Origin of the sequence: Paucibacter aquatile (assembly GCF_002885975.1) — a bacterium.
Classification (GTDB): domain Bacteria; phylum Pseudomonadota; class Gammaproteobacteria; order Burkholderiales; family Burkholderiaceae_C; genus Paucibacter_A; species Paucibacter_A aquatilis.
Window position 1 is genome coordinate 1,176,553 of record NZ_POSP01000003.1, and the last position, 16,677, is coordinate 1,193,229.

Below are 16,677 nucleotides of genomic sequence, written 5' to 3' on the forward strand. Positions count from 1 at the left end.
GTGAGCCCAAGCACGGGCATGCGGTGATGGCAAAGCTTCATGGGCGCCGGCCTCCTCAGGTCAAGCTGGTGTCGACATCACGACGAGCCAGCGACAGGTACTCCTGCGATTGCATCTCCTGCAGGCGCGAGACCGTACGCGGGAACTCATGGGCAAGAGGGCCGTCAGCATACAGCTGCTCGGGCGGCACGGCGGCCGAGATCACCAGCTTGACGCGCCGGTCGTAGAGCACATCGACCAGCCAGGTGAAGCGGCGCGCCTCGCTGGCCAGGCGCGGCGGCATCTCCGGCACATTGGACAGGATCAGGGTGTGGAACTGGGTGGCCAGCTCCAGGTAATCGTTCTGCGAGCGCGGGCCGCCGCAGAGCTGGGCGAAATCGAACCAGACCACGCCGCCCGCGCGGCGCCGGGCGCGGATCTGGCGCTGCTCGATCTGCAGGCGCGGGTCTTCATCGCGAGCCTCGGCCAGGGCTTCGAAGGTGGCGGTCAGTGCAGCTTCGGCCTCATCGCCCAGCGGCTGGTGGTAGAGCTGGGCCTGGTCCAGGGTGCGGCGGCGGTAGTCGAAGCCGTTGTCCACATTGATCACCTCCAGCTTGGCCTTGAGCAGCTCGATGGCCGGCAGGATGCGGTCTCGGTGCAGGCCGTTCGGGTAGAGGCCGTCCGGGTGGAAGTTCGAGGTGGTGACGATGGACACACGGTTGCGGAACAGTGAGTCGAGCAGGCGATACAGGATCATCGCGTCGGTCACGTCCGAGACATGGAACTCGTCGAAGCAGATCAGGCGGAAGCGCTTGGCGATGCGCTTGCCCAGTTCCTCCAGCGGATCGGCAATGCCTTTGAGTTCGAGCAGTTCGCGGTGCACCTCGCGCATGAACTCGTGGAAGTGCAGCCGGGTCTTGCGCGTCAGCGGCACGGCCTGGAAGAAGCAATCCATCAGAAAGCTCTTGCCCCGCCCCACCCCACCGTACATGTAGACGCCGCGCGGCAGCGGCGGGCGCACCAGCAGCTTGGTCACAGCATTGCTGCGTCGTGCCTTGTAGTCGGCCCATTCGTCCTGGCAGCGCTGCAGCGCCGCCACGGCGCGCAGCTGCGCGGGATCGGCGGTGTAGCCGCGCTCGGCCAGGGTTTGCTGATAAAGCTCGGTGACGCGGGTCATGAGAGAGACACTACAACCTTCTTCGAGATGGACCAAGGGGCGACCGCGGCCGCCCCTTGTTGCTTGCGAATTCCGACCGGAATCAGAAGTTCAGCGTGCGCTTGTCCACGGCCAGGGCCGCTTCCTTGGTGGCTTCGCTCAAGCTCGGGTGGGCATGGCAGATGCGCGCGATGTCTTCAGCCGAAGCCTTGAACTCCATGGCCACCACGGCTTCCGAAATCAGCTCGGAGGCCATCGGGCCGATGATGTGCACGCCCAGGATTTCGTCGGTCTTGGCATCAGCCAGGAACTTGACGAAACCGTTGGTGTCACCCAGGGCGCGGGCGCGGCCATTGGCCAGGAAGGGGAACTGACCGGCCTTGTACTCGACGCCATCGGCCTTGAGCTGCTGCTCGGTGCGGCCGACCCAAGCGATCTCGGGGCTGGTGTAGATGACCCAGGGGATGGTGTTGAAGTTGACATGGCCATGCTGGCCGGCAATGCGCTCGGCCACGGCCACGCCTTCTTCCTCGGCCTTGTGCGCCAGCATCGGGCCACGCACCACATCGCCGACCGCCCAGACATTGGGCAGATTGGTCTTGCACTCGTCGTCCACCACGATGGCGCCGCGCTCGTCCAGCTTCAGGCCGACCGCTTCGGGGTTCAAGCCGATGGTGTTGGGCACGCGGCCGATCGAGATGATGAGCTTGTCGACGGCCAGGGTCTGGGCGGCGCCCTTGGCATCGGTGTAGGCCACCGTCACGCCGTCCTTGCTCTTGGCGACTTCGCCGATCTTCACACCCAGCTCGATCTTCAGGCCCTGCTTCTTGAACAGCTTGGCGGCTTCCTTGGCGACCGATTCATCGACCGAAGCCAGGAACGTCGGCAGACCTTCCAGCACGGTGACTTCCGCACCCAGGCGGCGCCAGACCGAGCCCATTTCCAGGCCGATCACGCCGGAGCCGATCACGCCCAGCTTCTTCGGCACTTCACCGATGCGAAGCGCGCCGTCGTTGGACAGGATCAGCTCTTCGTCAAACGCTGCGCCGGGCAGCTGGCGGGCATTGGAGCCGGTGGCCAGCACCACATGCTTGGCCAGGATGACTTCTTCACCGGCCTTGACTTCGTACAAGCCATCCTTGGCCGCCACGAAGGAGCCGCGGCCGTGGAAGAACGTGACCTTGTTCTTCTTGAACAGGTAGAGGATGCCGTCGTTGTTCTGCTTCACGACGGTGTCCTTGCGACCGATCATCTTCTTGATGTCGATGCGCACGTTGTCCGCCGAGATGCCGTGGTCGGCAAAGTGGTGGTTGGCGTGCTCGAAGTGCTCGCTCGATTGCAGCAAGGCCTTGGACGGAATGCAGCCGACATTGGTGCAGGTGCCGCCGGGCGCCGGGCCGCCCTTCTCGTTCTTCCACTCGTCGATGCAAGCGGTGTTGAAGCCCAGCTGGGCGGCACGGATGGCGGCGATGTAGCCGCCAGGGCCGCCACCGATGACGACGACGTCGAATTGTTTGGTGCTCATAGGTATTCCTGAATTGGGTGCGCCAACGCCAAGGCGTAGCGAGCGGCCTCAGGGCTAGGCGCGGGTGCCGATGCACCGGAACGTAGCAGCGCTACGTGAGGATGCGGAGGTCGGGACCCGCAACGACGGCCTGAGGTCGCGCAGTAGCCGTTTAGATATCAAACAACAAACGAGCTGGGTCTTCCAGGGCTTCCTTCATGGTGACCAAACCCAGCACGGCTTCACGGCCATCAATGATGCGGTGGTCATACGACATGGCCAGATAGTTGATCGGGCGCACCACCACTTGACCGTTCTCAACGACAGCGCGGTCCTTGGTCGCATGCACACCCAGGATGGCCGATTGCGGCGGGTTGATGATGGGGGTCGACAGCATGGAGCCGAAGGTGCCGCCGTTGGAGATCGAGAAGGTGCCGCCGGTCAGGTCGTCCAGCGAGATCTTGCCTTCCTTGGCCTTCTGGCCGAACTCGGCGATCTTCTTCTCGATGTCGGCAAAGCTCAGCTGGTCGGCATTGCGGATGATGGGCACCACCAGGCCGCGCGGCGAACCGACGGCGATGCCGATGTCGAAGTAGCCGTGGTAGACGATGTCATTGCCATCGACCGAGGCGTTCAGCACCGGGTACTTCTTCAGGGCGGCGACCGCGGCCTTGACGAAGAAGCTCATGAAGCCCAGCTTGACGCCGTGTTCCTTCTCGAACTTTTCCTGGAACTTCTTGCGCATCTCCATCACCGGGGCCATGTTCACTTCGTTGAACGTGGTCAGGATGGCGTTGGTGGCTTGCGATTGCAGCAGACGCTCGGCGACGCGGGCGCGCAGACGGGTCATGGGCACGCGCTGCTCGGGGCGATCGCCCAGATTCAGGGCGGCCGGGGCGGCCACGGCGGGCAGCGGCTTGGCCACAGCGGGCGCGGCGGCCACGGCCACCGGAGCGGCCACAGCGGCGGGCTTGGCGCCAGCGGCCAGGGCGTCGCCCTTGGTCACGCGGCCATCCTTGCCGGAACCGGCGACGTCGGTGGCCGACAGGCCCTTCTCGGCCAGGATCTTGGCGGCGGCCGGCATGGCCACATCACCCTTGGCGCCGCCGGTGGCGGCGGCCGGGGCTGCTGCAGCAGCCGGAGCAGCGGCGGCCACCACGGCCTTCACTTCCAGCGGACTGGCTTGGGCCGTGCCTTCGGTGTCGATGCGGGCGATGACTTCTTCGCTGACCACGCTCTCACCGTCATTCTTGACGATCTGGGCCATCACACCGGCGCTGGGTGCGGGCACTTCGAGCACGACCTTGTCGGTCTCGATCTCCACCAGGATTTCATCGATGGCGACGGCTTGGCCGGGCTTTTTCTTCCAGGTCAGCAGCGTGCCTTCGGCAACGGATTCGGACAGCTGGGGGACTTTGACTTCAACGATTGCCATGATCTGTGTTCTTTCAACGTGTTCGCGGAGCTGAGGCGCCGTCTTGCGGCGGCTTCAACAACAACATCAACAAGGGCGGCAAAAAGCGGGCGCTGTCTTGGCAGACGCCCGCTTGGCCCTTCTTACTTGGTGAGTATGAAACCCTTGAGCTTGCCGAAGGCCTGATCCAGCAGCGACTTCTGTTGCTCCTGGTGCAGGTGGGCGTAACCGCAGGCCGGCGAGGCCGAGGCGGGACGACCCGCGTAGCCCAGCTTCTGGCCGTCCAGCATGTTCTCGTGCACATAGTGCTGGACGAAGAACCAGGCGCCCTGGTTTTGCGGCTCGTCCTGGCACCACACCAGCTCGGTCGCGCCGGGGTACTTTTTGATCTCGGCAGCAAACGCCTTGTGCGGGAAGGGATAGAGCTGCTCGACGCGGATGATGGCCACATCGCTGGCCTTCTTTTCCTCGCGTTTGCGGACCAGGTCGTAATAGACCTTGCCCGAGCAGACGATCACACGCTTGACCTTGTCGGCGCTGATCGAGGCATCCTGCTCACCGATCACGGTGCGGAACTCACCCTTGGTGAACTCGGCCAGCGGCGAGGTGGCGTCCTTGGCGCGCAGCAGGCTCTTGGGCGTCATGATGACCAAGGGCTTGCGGAACATGCGCAGCATCTGGCGACGCAGCACGTGGAAGATCTGGCTGGCCGTGGTCGGCTGGACGATCTGCATATTGTTGTCAGCCGCCAGCTGCATGAAGCGCTCCAGGCGGGCCGAGCTGTGCTCGGGACCTTGGCCTTCGTAGCCGTGCGGCAGCATCATCACCAGGCCGTTGGCACGGCCCCACTTCACTTCGCCGGAAGCGATGAACTGGTCGATCACCACCTGGGCACCGTTGGCGAAGTCGCCGAACTGGGCTTCCCAGATCGTCAGCGTGTTCGGCTCGGCCGCGGCATAGCCGTACTCAAAGCCCAGCACCGCTTCCTCGCTGAGGATGGAGTCGATGACCACGAAGGGCGCTTGACCTTCCGCCACATGCTGCAGCGGCACGTAAGCGCCTTCATCCCAGTTGCTGCGGTTCTGGTCGTGAATGACGGCGTGGCGGTGGGTGAAGGTACCGCGGCCCGCGTCTTCGCCCGACAAACGGATCGGATAGCCGCTGGCCACCAGGGAAGCGAAAGCCATGCTCTCACCCATGCCCCAGTCCACATTGATCTCACCGCGACCCATCGCAGCGCGGTCTGCATACAGCTTCTGCACCAGGTTGTGCGCGACCAAATCCTTGGGCAGCGTGGTCAGCTTGTCGGCCAGGCGCTTCCACTCGGAGACGGGCAGCGCGGTGTCGCAGCTGTCGGTCCACTTCTTGCCCAGGAAAGGCGACCAGTCGGTGGCGTACTTGCTCTTGAAGTTGGTCAGCACCGGGTCCACGGTGTGGCGGCCTTCGTCCATGGCAGCGCGGTAGGCCTTGACCATCTCGTCGGCACCCGCAGCGTCGACCACATTCTGTGCAGCCAGCTTGTCGGCGTAGACCTTGCGGGTGCCGGGGTGGGCCGCGATCTTCTTGTACATCAGGGGCTGGGTCAGCGAGGGGGTGTCCTGCTCGTTGTGGCCCAGCTTGCGGTAGCAGACGATATCCAGCACCACGTCCTTGCGGAACTCGGCGCGGTAATCCATGGCCAGTTGCATGGCCCACACCACCGCTTCCGGATCGTCACCATTCACGTGCAACACCGGCGCCTCGATCATCTTGACGACGTCCGAGCAGTAGGTGGTGGAACGCAGGTCGCGCGGGTCGCTGGTGGTGAAACCGATCTGGTTGTTGATGACGATATGCACGGTGCCGCCGGTGCCGTAGCCGCGGGTCTGGGCCATGCACAGGGTTTCCTGCACCACGCCCTGGCCGCCGAAGGCCGCGTCGCCGTGCACCAGCACGGGCAGCACCTGGCTGCCGTCCTTGTCGCCGCGGCGCTCTTGGCGGGCGCGCACGCTGCCTTCGACCACCGGGTTGACGATTTCCAGGTGCGAGGGATTGAAGGACAGCGACAGGTGAACCGGGCCGCCCTTGGTGCTGACGTCCGAGCTGAAACCTTGGTGGTACTTGACGTCACCCGCCGGCAAGTCTTCAGCAGCCTTGTGCTCGAACTCGGCGAACAGGTCGGCCGGCATCTTGCCCAGGGTGTTGACCAGCACGTTCAGACGGCCGCGGTGGGCCATGCCGATCACGATCTCTTGCACGCCACGTTGGCCGGCGCGCTGGATCAGCTCATCCATGGCGGCGATGAAGCTCTCGCCACCTTCCAGCGAGAAGCGCTTCTGGCCGACGTACTTGGTGTGCAGATAGCGCTCCAGGCCTTCGGCTGCGGTCAGGCGATCGAGGATGTGGCGCTTTTCTTCGGCGCTGAAGGTCGGCTTGCCGCGGGCTTTCTCCAGGCGCTCTTGCCACCAACGCTTCTCACCGGGGTCGGTGCAGTGCATGAACTCGGAGCCGACCGAACTGCAGTAGGTTTCGCGCAGGGCCTGCACGATTTGACGCAGGCTCATGGTCTCGCCACCAAAGTAGGTGTTGGAGGCCGAGAAGCTGATGTCCATATCGGACTCGGTCAGGTCGTAGAAGGCCGGATCGAGTTCGGGAATCTTGGGGCGCTCGGCGCGCTTGAGCGGGTCGAGTTCGGCCCAGCGATTGCCGAGGAAGCGGTAGGCGGCGATCAGGCTCTGCACATGCACTTGCTTGTGCGCCACAGCCAGATCGGCGCTGGAGGCCTTGGCGGCGAAGGCATTGGCCTTGGCGCGCTGAGCAAAGGATTCAATCACCGGCGCATGCGGGACATCGCGTCCTTCGCCGCCATCGGTGGCGGGCACATGCTGAAGTGCGTCAAAGTACGCACGCCAGTTGTCGGGCACGGAGCCCGGGTTGTCGAGGTAGGCCTCGTACATCTCTTCGACATAGGGCGCATTGCCCCCGAACAGGTATGAATTGGACCTGTATTGCTGCATCATCTTCGCTCACCTCTAGCCCCGGCTTCCAGGGATTTGGCTGGTTGATAAACCTTCCGCGACACGGCTCGACCGGTTGGCGGATTGCGACCCACCTTCGCTGTTGCCAGGAAAAGGGACGGGAAGGACCTGAAGTCTCAAGGGCGCGACTTTAACACCCTTGATTTCCTTTCACCCCCGAATTACGCAGGAGTTACCGCAGCCGCCAGGCTCGCAGACCTTCGGCTGTATCGGCCGCCCCACGCGGAAGTTGAGGCTTTGTGCACGGATTTCGACGCCATGCTGTACTGGGCTTTACCGCCCCCACACGCTTCCGACGCCCGCTTACCCTGACCAAAACACGGCAACGCGTCGGCGGCAAACGTTTGCGAATCGTTCTCGATTGGCGCTAGACTCAGCGTTGCGCGCCGCGGCCCCGCGATTGAATGGCACGGCGTCGGGACAAAGTTCAGGAGATCCCATGCAAGTTCGCGTCGTTGACTACCGGGCGGCCGATGCGGCCGAAGCCTTCACCCGTTCCCTGCACGAAACCGGTTTCGGTGTGCTGGTCAACCACCCCATCCAGCAGGCCCTGGTCGAAAAGATCTACGCCGACTGGCTGGCCTTCTTCAACACCGAAGAGAAGCACCAGTTCACTTTTTCCAAGGAAAAGCAGGACGGTTACTTCTCAACCGAAATCTCCGAGACGGCCAAAGGCGCCAGCCAGAAGGACATCAAGGAGTATTTCCACATCTACCCCTGGGGCCGCGTGCCGGCTTCGCTGAAGGCCGATGCGGACAGCTACTACGCCCAGGCCAACACCCTGGCACAGGAACTGCTGGGCTGGGTCGAGCGCTACACGCCGCCCGAGATTGCCCAGCACTACAGCCAACCGCTCTCGCAGATGATCCAGGACAGCCAGCAAACCCTGCTGCGCGTGCTGCGCTATCCGCCGCTGACCGGCCAAGAGCCGGCCGGCTCGCTCCGCGCCGCGGCCCATGGCGACATCAATCTGCTGACCATCCTGCCCGCAGCCAATGAGCCGGGCCTGCAGGTGCAGGACATGAACGGCCACTGGATCGATGTGCCCTGCGACTTCGGCATGCTGATCATCAACATCGGCGACATGCTGCAGGAAGCCTCGCGCGGCTACTACCCCTCGACCCAGCACCGTGTGGTCAACCCCACTGGCGAAGGCGCCAAGAAGAGCCGCATCTCCCTGCCTCTGTTCCTGCACCCGCGCAACGAGGTGGTGCTGAGCGAACGCTACACCGCCCACAGCTATCTGCAGGAACGTCTGCGCGAGCTCGGCGTCAAGACCTGAGGTCCGGCCGGCGCCACAATCGCGCCATGCCCGGCCCCGCCATCATCGAGATCCACCCCGAAGCGCCGCCCAAGCCGGCGCTGGGCCAGCCCTGCAACGGCTGCGGACTCTGCTGTCTGAGCGAGCCCTGCCCGGTCGGCATGCTGATCAGTCGACGTCGCTCCGGGCGCTGCGAGGCGCTGCGCTGGTGCGCTGAAACCCGGCGCTATGTCTGCGGCATGCTGAGCACCCCCTGGCACCATCTGGGCGCAGTTCGCCCTTGGGCGCGCGAGGCGGCGCGCCGCCGCAACCAACTGCTGGCCCGGCTCTGCCGGCGCTGGATCGCCGCCGGCATCGGCTGCGACGCCGATCTCGAGATCCAAGCCACCCCGCCATCCGGGCAAGCCACTACGAGCAAGCCCGAACAGCAGGGCTAGCATGCGCGCTGAAACCGCCCCGGCGCCATCCCGCGCGGGCCGCGATCGACACTCGACGGGAGTCCTCCTTGAAGCACGCACACAAGCCCCTGATTCAACGCAGCGCCACCGCGCTGTTCGGCAGTTCTGCTCTGACCCTGGCCCTGGCCTTCAGCGGCCTGATGAGCCCGCAGATCACAGCCCATGCCGCCCCTCTGCGCTGGGCGGCCCAGAATGACATCCAGACCCTGGATCCGCATTCGCAGAACCACTCGACCACCACCAACATCACCGGTTATGCCTACGAAGGCCTGACCCGCTACAACGAGAAGTTCCAGCCCGAGCCCTCGCTGGCCAGCAAATGGACGCAGATCAGCCCCACGCAAGTGCGCTTCGAGCTGCGCCGCGGCGTCAAATTCCATGACGGCACCCCCTTCACCGCCGACGATGTGGTGTTCTCTTTCGCCCGCATCCGTCAGCCGCAAGCCAATATGCAAATTTTTGTCAGCGGCATCAAGGAAGTGAAAAAGATCGACGAGCACACTGTCGACATGTTGCTCGACGGCCCCAACCCGGTGCTGCTGCGCAACCTGACCAATTTCCGCATCATGAGCAAGGCCTGGGCGGAGAAGAACAAATCGGTCAACCCGCAAGACTACAAGGCCAAGGAAGACACCTACGCCTCACGCAATGCCATGGGCACCGGCCCCTATCGCATCACCGCCTGGCAGCCCGATCAGCGCATCAGCATGGTGGCCAACAAGGACTGGTGGGACACCAACAAGGGCAATGTCACCGAAATCACCTATCTGCCGATCAAGAGCGATGCCACCCGCGTGGCCGCCCTGCTCTCGGGCGATGTGGATCTGCTGACCGACCTGCCCACGCAAGACGTAGCCAAGCTCAAGGCCGACCCCAAGCTCAAGGTGCTGGACGGCCCCGAGAACCGCACCATCTTCTTTGCCATGGACGAAGGCAGTGACGAGCTGCGCGGCTCCAGTGTCAAGGGCAAGAACCCCTTCAAGGACCGCCGCGTGCGCGAGGCCCTGAACCTGGCCATCGACCGTGAAGCGATCCGCCGCAGCCTGATGCGCGGCCTCTCGGTGCCGGCAGCCATCATGGTGGCGCCCGGCGTCAACGGCCATACACCCGATATCGACCAACCACTCAAGGCCGATGTGGAGAAAGCGAAAAAGCTGCTCGCCGAAGCCGGCTACGCCGACGGCTTCGAAGTACCGCTGAATTGCCCGAATGATCGCTACGTCAACGACGAAGAAATCTGCCAGGCCGCGGTGGCCATGTGGGCCAAGATCGGCATCAAGGCCAAGCTCAGCGCTCAGCCGATGTCGCAACACTCGGTGCTGCTGCAAAAGCTGGAATCGCCCTTCTACCTCTACGGCTGGGGTGTACCCACCTTCGACGGCCAGTACACCCTGCAGGACATCGTCCACACCAAGACATCCGGCATCGATGGCAAAGGCAATTACTCACGGGTCAGCGACGCCAAGATCGACCAACTGGTCACGGCCATGAAGACCGAGAACGACGTCGCCAAGCGCAACGGCCTGATCCGCGAAGCCCTTCTGCGCGTGCGCGATGAACACCTCTTCATCCCCATCCACCATCAGGTCCGCCCCTGGGCCATGCGCAGCAATGTGGACACCGTCCACCGCGCGGACGACAAACCTGAGGCCCGCTTCACCACGCTGAAGTAATCTCCAGCCACTGCCCAAGAAAAAGGCCGCCCTAAAGGCGGCCTTTTGCGCTAGGCAGTTCACCTCAATCCTGCGGCGCGGGCACGATGGTGGCGCTGCAGTCGCCAAAGCCGATGCGGCGGGCGCCGCCGGCCAGGTTGCTGGTTTCGGCATAGCCGCGCAGGCTGATGGTGTCGCCATCTTGCAAGAAGGTGCGCGTCTCGCCATTGGGCAGGGTCAGGGCTTGCTTGCCGCCCAGGGACAGCTCCAGCAGCGAGCCGCCCTCGGCCGCCTCGGGGCCGGACTGGGTGCCTGTGCCCATCAAGTCGCCCGGCTGCAGATTGCAGCCATTGCTGGCGTGGTGGGTCAGCATCTGAGCCAGGGTCCAGTAGGCATGCTTGAAGTTGGAGCGCATCAGGCGTGTGGCGGGCTCGCCGGCGGCGCGCATCTTCTCGGTTTGAATCCAAACTTCGAGTTCGATCGCATAGCCACCTTCCGCACGGTTGCGGGGCGAATCGATGTAAGCCAGCGGCTGGGGATCTTCGGCCGGGTGCGAGAAGGGCACGCGGAAAGGCTCCAGCGCCTCCATGGTGACGATCCAAGGCGAGATGGTGGTGGCGAAGTTCTTGGCCAGGAAGGGGCCGAGCGGCTGGTATTCCCAGGCCTGCACATCGCGGGCCGACCAGTCGTTGAGCAGGGTCACGCCGAACAGGTGCTCGTCGGCCTGCTCCATCGGGATGGGGGTGCCCAACTCATTGCCGCTGGCCACAAAGACGCCCAGCTCCAGCTCATAGTCCAGGCGCTTGCAGGCGGCCAACACCGGCACTTCAGCATCGGGGCTTTTCAGCTGGCCCAGCGGGCGGCGCACCGTGCCGCCGCTCACACCGATGGACGAGCTGCGGCCGTGGTAGCCGATGGGCACCCATTTGTAATTGGGCAGCAGCGGGTTGTCCGGGCGGAACAGCTTGCCCACCGTGGTGGCGTGGTGGATGCCGGTGTAGAAGTCGGTGTAGTCGCCGATGCGGCAAGGCACGGCCATCTGCGCCTCGGCCTGGGCCAGCAGGCAGGCGCGCAGGGCGGCCTCTTGCTTGGAGCCGGCCAGCAGCGCATCGAACAAGGCATGGCGCAGCTCCAGGCGCGCGGCCGAGGGCTGGCCCATGAAGGCATTCAGATTGCCATCGGCCAGGGGCTGCAGCAGCACCTGCACGCTGCTGCTCCACTTGCCGGCGGCGGCGGCCAGGCGCAGATCGAGGATCTGGTCACCGATGGCCACGCCGACGCGGGCGCTCTCATTGCTGCCGGCGCGGCGGAACAGGCCGTAGGGCAGGTTCTGGATCGGGAAATCGGTGTCGGCCGCGTTGGCGCTGTCCACCCAGGACTGGGCGCTGGGGCTGTGGGTGTGGTCGATCAAGCTCATGGGGTTCTCAAACTATCGGTCAATATTGCTGCAGTCGGTTCAGGCGCTGAAACGGTCTTGCAAGCCGCTCCAGCACTGGACATAACTGGTTTCCAGCGCGCCACCGTTCAGGGCGAACTCGGTGGGCAGCAGGCGCCAGCGGGTCTCGAACATGAAGGCCAGGGTGTGATCCAGCTTGTGCGGCGCCAGGTCCACGCTGCTGGCCTTGGCAAAGGCTTCGGTGTCCGGGCCATGCGGCACGTAGGCATTGTGCAGGCTGGAGCCGCCGGGCTTGAAGCCCTCGGGCTTGGCGTCGTACTGGCCCAGCACCAGGCCCATGAACTCGCTCATCACATTTCGGTGGTACCAGGGCGGGCGGAAAGTGTCCTCGGCCACCATCCAGCGCGGCGGGAAGATCACAAAGTCCACATTGGCCCAGCCGGCGGTGTCGCTGGGCGAGGTCAGCACGGTGAAGATGCTCGGGTCCGGGTGGTCGAAGCTGATCGAGCCGATGGTCATGAAATGCGCGGTGTCGTACTTGTAGGGCGTCAGATTGCCATGCCAGGCCACCACATTGAAGGGCGTGTGCCCCTGCTCGGCGCGCCAGAGCTTGCCGCCGAACTTCTTGATGATCTCGTAGGCGCCGGCCTCGGCTTCGAAATGCGCCACCGGGGCCAGGAAGTCGCGCGGATTGGCCAGGCCGTTGGAGCCGATCGGACCCAGCTCCGGCAGGCGGAAGGGCGCGCCGTAGTTCTCGCAGATATAGCCGCGCGAGGGGCCGTCCACTGCCACCTTGAAAGCCAGACCGCGTGGGATCAGCGCAATCTCGCCCGGCTTCACATCCAGGCGACCGAGCTCGGTGGTGATGCGCAGAGCACCCTGCTGCGGCACGATCAGCAGCTCACCGTCGGCGTTGACGAAGGCGCTGCGCTCCATCGAGGCATTGGCCAGGTAAAGATGCGCAGCCATGCCCACTTGCGCATCGGGGTCGCCGTTGACGACCAGGGTGCGCAGGCCGGCAACGAAATCGCTGCGAGCCTCGGGGATGGCGCTCGGCGCCCAGCGCAGCGGGTCCGGCGGAGCGGCCTGGCCCTCGGCCGCACCGGTTTTCAGAAAGTCATGGCTCAGGGGCTGATAACTGCCCACCACGACGGAGGGCTGGCGGCGGTACATCCAGGTGCGCAGGTTCTCGGCACGCGGCGCGGTGAAGGCCGCCCCCGAGAGCAACTCGGCGTACAGGCCATGGGCCACCTGCTGCGGGCTGTTGCGGCCCACGGGCAGGCTGCCGGCCACGGCCTCGGTGACATGCTGGTTGCCGAAACCGGCTTGGTAGTTCAGGGCTTCACTCATGGTGCAGATTCGATGGAAGTCAAAGTCGGAGATTCGGGTTCGCGGGCCAGTTCGATCGCCTCGCGCAGCAGCGCGCTGTCGCCGATCTGGTTGGCCAGAATCAAGCTCAGCTTGGCCAGAAAGCGCTGGGCTTGGCCCTCGTCCAGATCGCTCTGGGCGCTGATCAGGTGCTCGTAAAAACCGTCAGGGTCTTGCAGATTGGGTTGGCGTTTCAAAGTCGCGGTCGACGCAGCGGGTGACGCGATCGGTGCAGGCGCAGGGCTGCGCGCCAGGGCGCGGTCCAGGGCCTGCGCCACAGCCGCCGCGTCGAAGTTGCGCCAGCGTGCCGCCACCACCTGGTCGGGGCGGATCAGGTAGACGGTGCCGGGTCGGGCATTCAGTCGGGCGGCCAGCAGGCCCTCGGCATCGATCAGGTCCTCGCCCACCACGAGCGCGTGACACTCAGCCGGCAACCCTGTCGCGGCAACAGCGCCGAAGCTCAGGAGCACAAAGCCCGCCCCCGCCCGGTGCAGTTCGCGCAACAGCCAACTGGCCTGGCCGGCGCAGTGCACCGGCGCATCGGGCACGGGCTGACCCGGTGCCGGGCCGGCCTCGAATGCACCTGGTACATCGGCCGTGTTGAGCGGCGAGTCGCGGTAGGCCGTGGGCATGGACAGCCGGCCGCTGTTGACCAGGGGACGGGCCAAGGGCTCGCGCCGCGCCAGCTCCAGCACGGCATTGCGCAGCTGCAGCGAGGTGGCGGTCTTGGGGGTGATGAAATCGGTCGAGCGGGTGGACTGGCGCAGGTTGTCGTCAGCGGCGGCCGCGCGCTCCAGGTGGTAGCTGTCCAGCAAGTCCTCGGGCGCGCGGCCTTGCAGCACGGCGGCCAGCTTCCAGGCCAGGTTGTCGGCATCCTGCACGCCGCTGTTGGCGCCGCGTGCGCCAAAGGGCGAGACCTGGTGCGCGGCATCGCCAACGAACAGCACGCGGCCGTGGCGGAAGCGGTCGATGCGGCGACAGGCGAACTGGTAGACCGAGACCCACTCCAGTTCGAATGGCACGTCCGGGCCCAGCATGGCACGCACCAGGCGCTGCACGTTCTCGGGCTGGCGAGCCTGCTCGGGGTCGGCCTGCCAGCCGAGCTGGAAATCGATGCGCCAGATGTTGCGGCTCTGCCGATGCAGCAGCACCGATTGGCCGGGGTGGAACGGTGGGTCGAACCAGAAGCGCCGCTCGGTCGGGAAGCCCTGGGCCTCGGGGATGTGCACATCGGCGATCAGGAAGCGGTCCTGAAAGGCCTTGCCGCTGAACTCCGCGCCCACCATGCGGCGGACATCGCTGCTGGCGCCGTCGCAGGCCAACAGCCAGTCGGCGAGCAGCTCAAACTCCCCTGCAGGCGATTCGATGCGCAGGCGCAGCGGGCCGCCCTCCTCGCTGGCGTCCCCAGCCTCTTTAGCCAGCGCCAGCAGCTTGTGCTTCCAGCGCAGATCAATCAGCGGCTCGGCCATGCAGGCAGCCACCAGTCGCTCTTCCAGGTGGTACTGCTGCAGATTGATCATGGCCGGCTGCTCATGGCCGGCCTGGGGCAACAGGTCGAACTCGTAGGCCAGGCCCTCGCCATGGAAGACACGGCCCAAACGCCAACTCACGCCCTGAGCCACCAGATCCTGGGCCAGGCCCAGGCGCGACCAGATCTCCAGCGTGCGTTTGGCATAGCAGACCGCGCGTGAGCCGATGCTGACGCTGTTGTTGTCGTCCAGCAGCACGACGGCCAGCCCGCGCGCCGCGCAATCGAGCGCCAAGCTCAGCCCCACCGGCCCGGCGCCGACGATCACCACCGGGCGGCGTACCGCCTCGCCGGTGGCGCGCCAATGCAGTTCGTCGGCGCTGATGCGCGCCTCGTACTGCGGGTAGACGTAGGGATCGCGCATGGGCTTGAGCCTCAGACGCCTTCCAGCGCCTTCCACATGGCCACATCGCGTTCGGCCGTCCAGATGCGCGGGTCGGCGTGGCCGCTGGCCTCATCAAACGCCCGGGTCACATCGAAGGGCATGCAATGCGCAAAGATCACCCAGTGGCCATAACGCTCAGCCAAGCGGGCATAGGTCTCGCGGTAGACCGCGTTGAGGTCCAGGCCTGCGGCGGCGCCGGCCTTGACGCTCTCGTACAGCTCGCTGACAAAGGCGCGTGTGCCGTTCAGGCCGGCCTGCACCTGCTCGGGCGTTTGCAGCGCGGCGCCACGGCCCGGCACCAGCTTGGCCGGGTTGAGCGCAGCCAGGCGGTCGAGGGTGGCGGGCCAATCTTGGAAGTAAGCGTCGCCGGCATAGGGCGTGGCATCGAACTCAACCAGATCGCCGGAGAACAGCACCCGGTCCTGCGGCAGCCATACCACCGTGTCGCCCTTGGTGTGGCCACGGCCCAGCTGCAGGATCTGCACCTCCAAGGTGCCCAGCCAGAGCGTCATCTTGCCGGTGAAAGTGAGGGTCGGCCAGGTCAGGCCCGGCGGCACCGACTCCACGGCATTGAAGAGGCGCGGGAAGCGGCCGATCTCGCTGGCCTTGTCTTGCTCGCCACGCTCGACGATCAGATCGTAAGTGTCCTGGCTGGCAATGATCTGCTCGCAGCCCTCGGCCCGGTAGGCGCTGGCGCCCAGCACCCGCACCGCGTGGTAGTGGCTGAGCAGCACGTACTTGATGGGCTTGTCCGTCACTTCACGGATGCGACGGATCACGTCCTGCGCCATCACCGGCGTGGCCTGGGTGTCGATCACCATGACCGCGTCATCGCCGATGACGATGCCGGTGTTCGGGTCGCCCTCCGCCGTGTAGGCGTAGGCATGCGGCGACAGCTGGTCAAAGCTGACCTTCTTGACCTCCAGATCGGCTTGCGAAGCAAAGGTCTTGGGGCTCGTCGAGTTCGGGTGGCTCATGACAAAGGTCTCGGTGAGGGGCCATCGCAGGCGCCGGAACAGCACAAAGCGGCAGGCCTTGATTTAACCAAAGTCAAATGAATTTGTCTATATTTAACAAATTCAGCAACCGCAAATCAAATTCATGATGGGCAAGATTCGGCACAGAGCAGCCGTGGGGTTTTGCTCGTGAGGCCCTGCAGCCCGCGCCGCCACCGGGCTCATGGTTCCGGGGTCGGCCCTGGCGGGCCGACTTCCCTGCGCTGCTCGCGCCTCGGGGCTGGCGCATAACTCACTTCGCTCCCTGCGTTCGCTGCGTTCAGACAGAAGCGCCAAGTCAGAGTTTGAAGCGCGCGAGTACGCGCGCGCCCCGAGGCGCTGTGCTGCTCGGCCCTTCACAAATCGCCCGGCAGCGGCCCGGGCTGCAGGGCGCTTGCATCGCGGTCGATGTGCCTCTTCCACGGTGGAACACGCCACCTCCGGAGGTGGCTCGGCCCGCCGACGGGCGATTTGTGCGCGGCCGAGGGCGCAGCGGAGCGGCTCAGGCGCGCGTACTCGCGCGCTTCAAGAACTGACTCGGCGCCACTGTTTGACCACAGTGAG

Annotated in this window: 11 protein-coding genes; 3 read left to right on the top strand and 8 right to left on the bottom strand. The window is 65.1% G+C overall.

The genetic code is table 11. The annotated features are described in order from the left end of the window. Positions 1–55: 55 nt before the first annotated feature. The 4 genes from zapE to C1O66_RS08325 all read right to left on the bottom strand — a co-directional run bounded on the left by zapE (position 56) and on the right by C1O66_RS08325 (position 7,052). Positions 56–1,156 (bottom strand): cell division protein ZapE, encoded by a 1,101-nt coding sequence (gene zapE / locus C1O66_RS08310; protein ID WP_102767447.1) that lies wholly within the window; start codon positions 1,154–1,156, stop codon positions 56–58. Between the two features lie 82 nt (positions 1,157–1,238). Further along, positions 1,239–2,660 carry a dihydrolipoyl dehydrogenase gene (lpdA, locus tag C1O66_RS08315; protein ID WP_102767448.1) on the bottom strand — a complete coding sequence of 474 codons (1,422 nt, stop codon included), beginning with the start codon at positions 2,658–2,660 and terminating at the stop codon, positions 1,239–1,241. A gap of 151 nt (positions 2,661–2,811) precedes the next feature. Beyond that, positions 2,812–4,074, bottom strand: a complete 1,263-nt coding sequence (gene odhB / locus C1O66_RS08320; RefSeq protein WP_102767449.1) for a 2-oxoglutarate dehydrogenase complex dihydrolipoyllysine-residue succinyltransferase — start codon at positions 4,072–4,074, stop codon at positions 2,812–2,814. Positions 4,075–4,196: 122 nt separating this feature from the next. Then, positions 4,197–7,052, bottom strand: coding sequence for a 2-oxoglutarate dehydrogenase E1 component (locus C1O66_RS08325; RefSeq protein ID WP_102767450.1), 2,856 nt, complete (start codon positions 7,050–7,052; stop codon positions 4,197–4,199). Positions 7,053–7,509: 457 nt separating this feature from the next. Between C1O66_RS08325 and C1O66_RS08330 the strand changes: the two genes are divergently transcribed. From C1O66_RS08330 to C1O66_RS08340, 3 genes are all read left to right on the top strand, one after another. Then, a complete protein-coding gene (locus C1O66_RS08330; RefSeq protein ID WP_102767451.1) occupies positions 7,510–8,352 on the top strand; it encodes an isopenicillin N synthase family dioxygenase in 843 nt (280 codons plus the stop codon). Positions 8,353–8,378: 26 nt separating this feature from the next. Then, a complete protein-coding gene (locus tag C1O66_RS08335) occupies positions 8,379–8,768 on the top strand; it encodes a hypothetical protein (RefSeq protein ID WP_102767452.1) in 390 nt (129 codons plus the stop codon). A 161-nt stretch (positions 8,769–8,929) separates the two neighbouring features. Continuing rightward, complete coding sequence (locus C1O66_RS08340) at positions 8,930–10,462, top strand: ABC transporter substrate-binding protein (protein WP_102769546.1); 1,533 nt, start codon at positions 8,930–8,932, stop codon at positions 10,460–10,462. 64 nt (positions 10,463–10,526) lie between these two features. On the opposite strand, the gene fahA is transcribed toward C1O66_RS08340, so the two are convergent. Genes fahA through C1O66_RS08360 form a run of 4 tightly spaced genes read right to left on the bottom strand, consistent with a single transcriptional unit; the run spans position 10,527 to position 16,095 of the window. Then, positions 10,527–11,858 carry a fumarylacetoacetase gene (gene fahA, locus C1O66_RS08345; RefSeq protein WP_102767453.1) on the bottom strand — a complete coding sequence of 444 codons (1,332 nt, stop codon included), beginning with the start codon at positions 11,856–11,858 and terminating at the stop codon, positions 10,527–10,529. Between the two features lie 39 nt (positions 11,859–11,897). Beyond that, on the bottom strand, positions 11,898–13,187 hold the full coding sequence (gene hmgA, locus C1O66_RS08350; RefSeq protein ID WP_102767454.1) for a homogentisate 1,2-dioxygenase: 1,290 nt from the start codon (positions 13,185–13,187) through the stop codon (positions 11,898–11,900). Next, positions 13,184–15,097: an FAD-dependent monooxygenase gene (locus C1O66_RS08355; protein ID WP_102767455.1), complete on the bottom strand. Its 1,914-nt coding sequence runs from the start codon at positions 15,095–15,097 to the stop codon at positions 13,184–13,186. Before C1O66_RS08355 ends, hmgA begins: the two co-directional genes overlap by 4 nt. 11 nt (positions 15,098–15,108) lie before the next feature. After that, the gene (locus C1O66_RS08360) at positions 15,109–16,095 is read right to left on the bottom strand and encodes an MBL fold metallo-hydrolase (RefSeq protein WP_102769547.1); all 987 of its coding nucleotides are present in this window, start codon (positions 16,093–16,095) and stop codon (positions 15,109–15,111) included. Positions 16,096–16,677 lie beyond the last annotated feature (582 nt).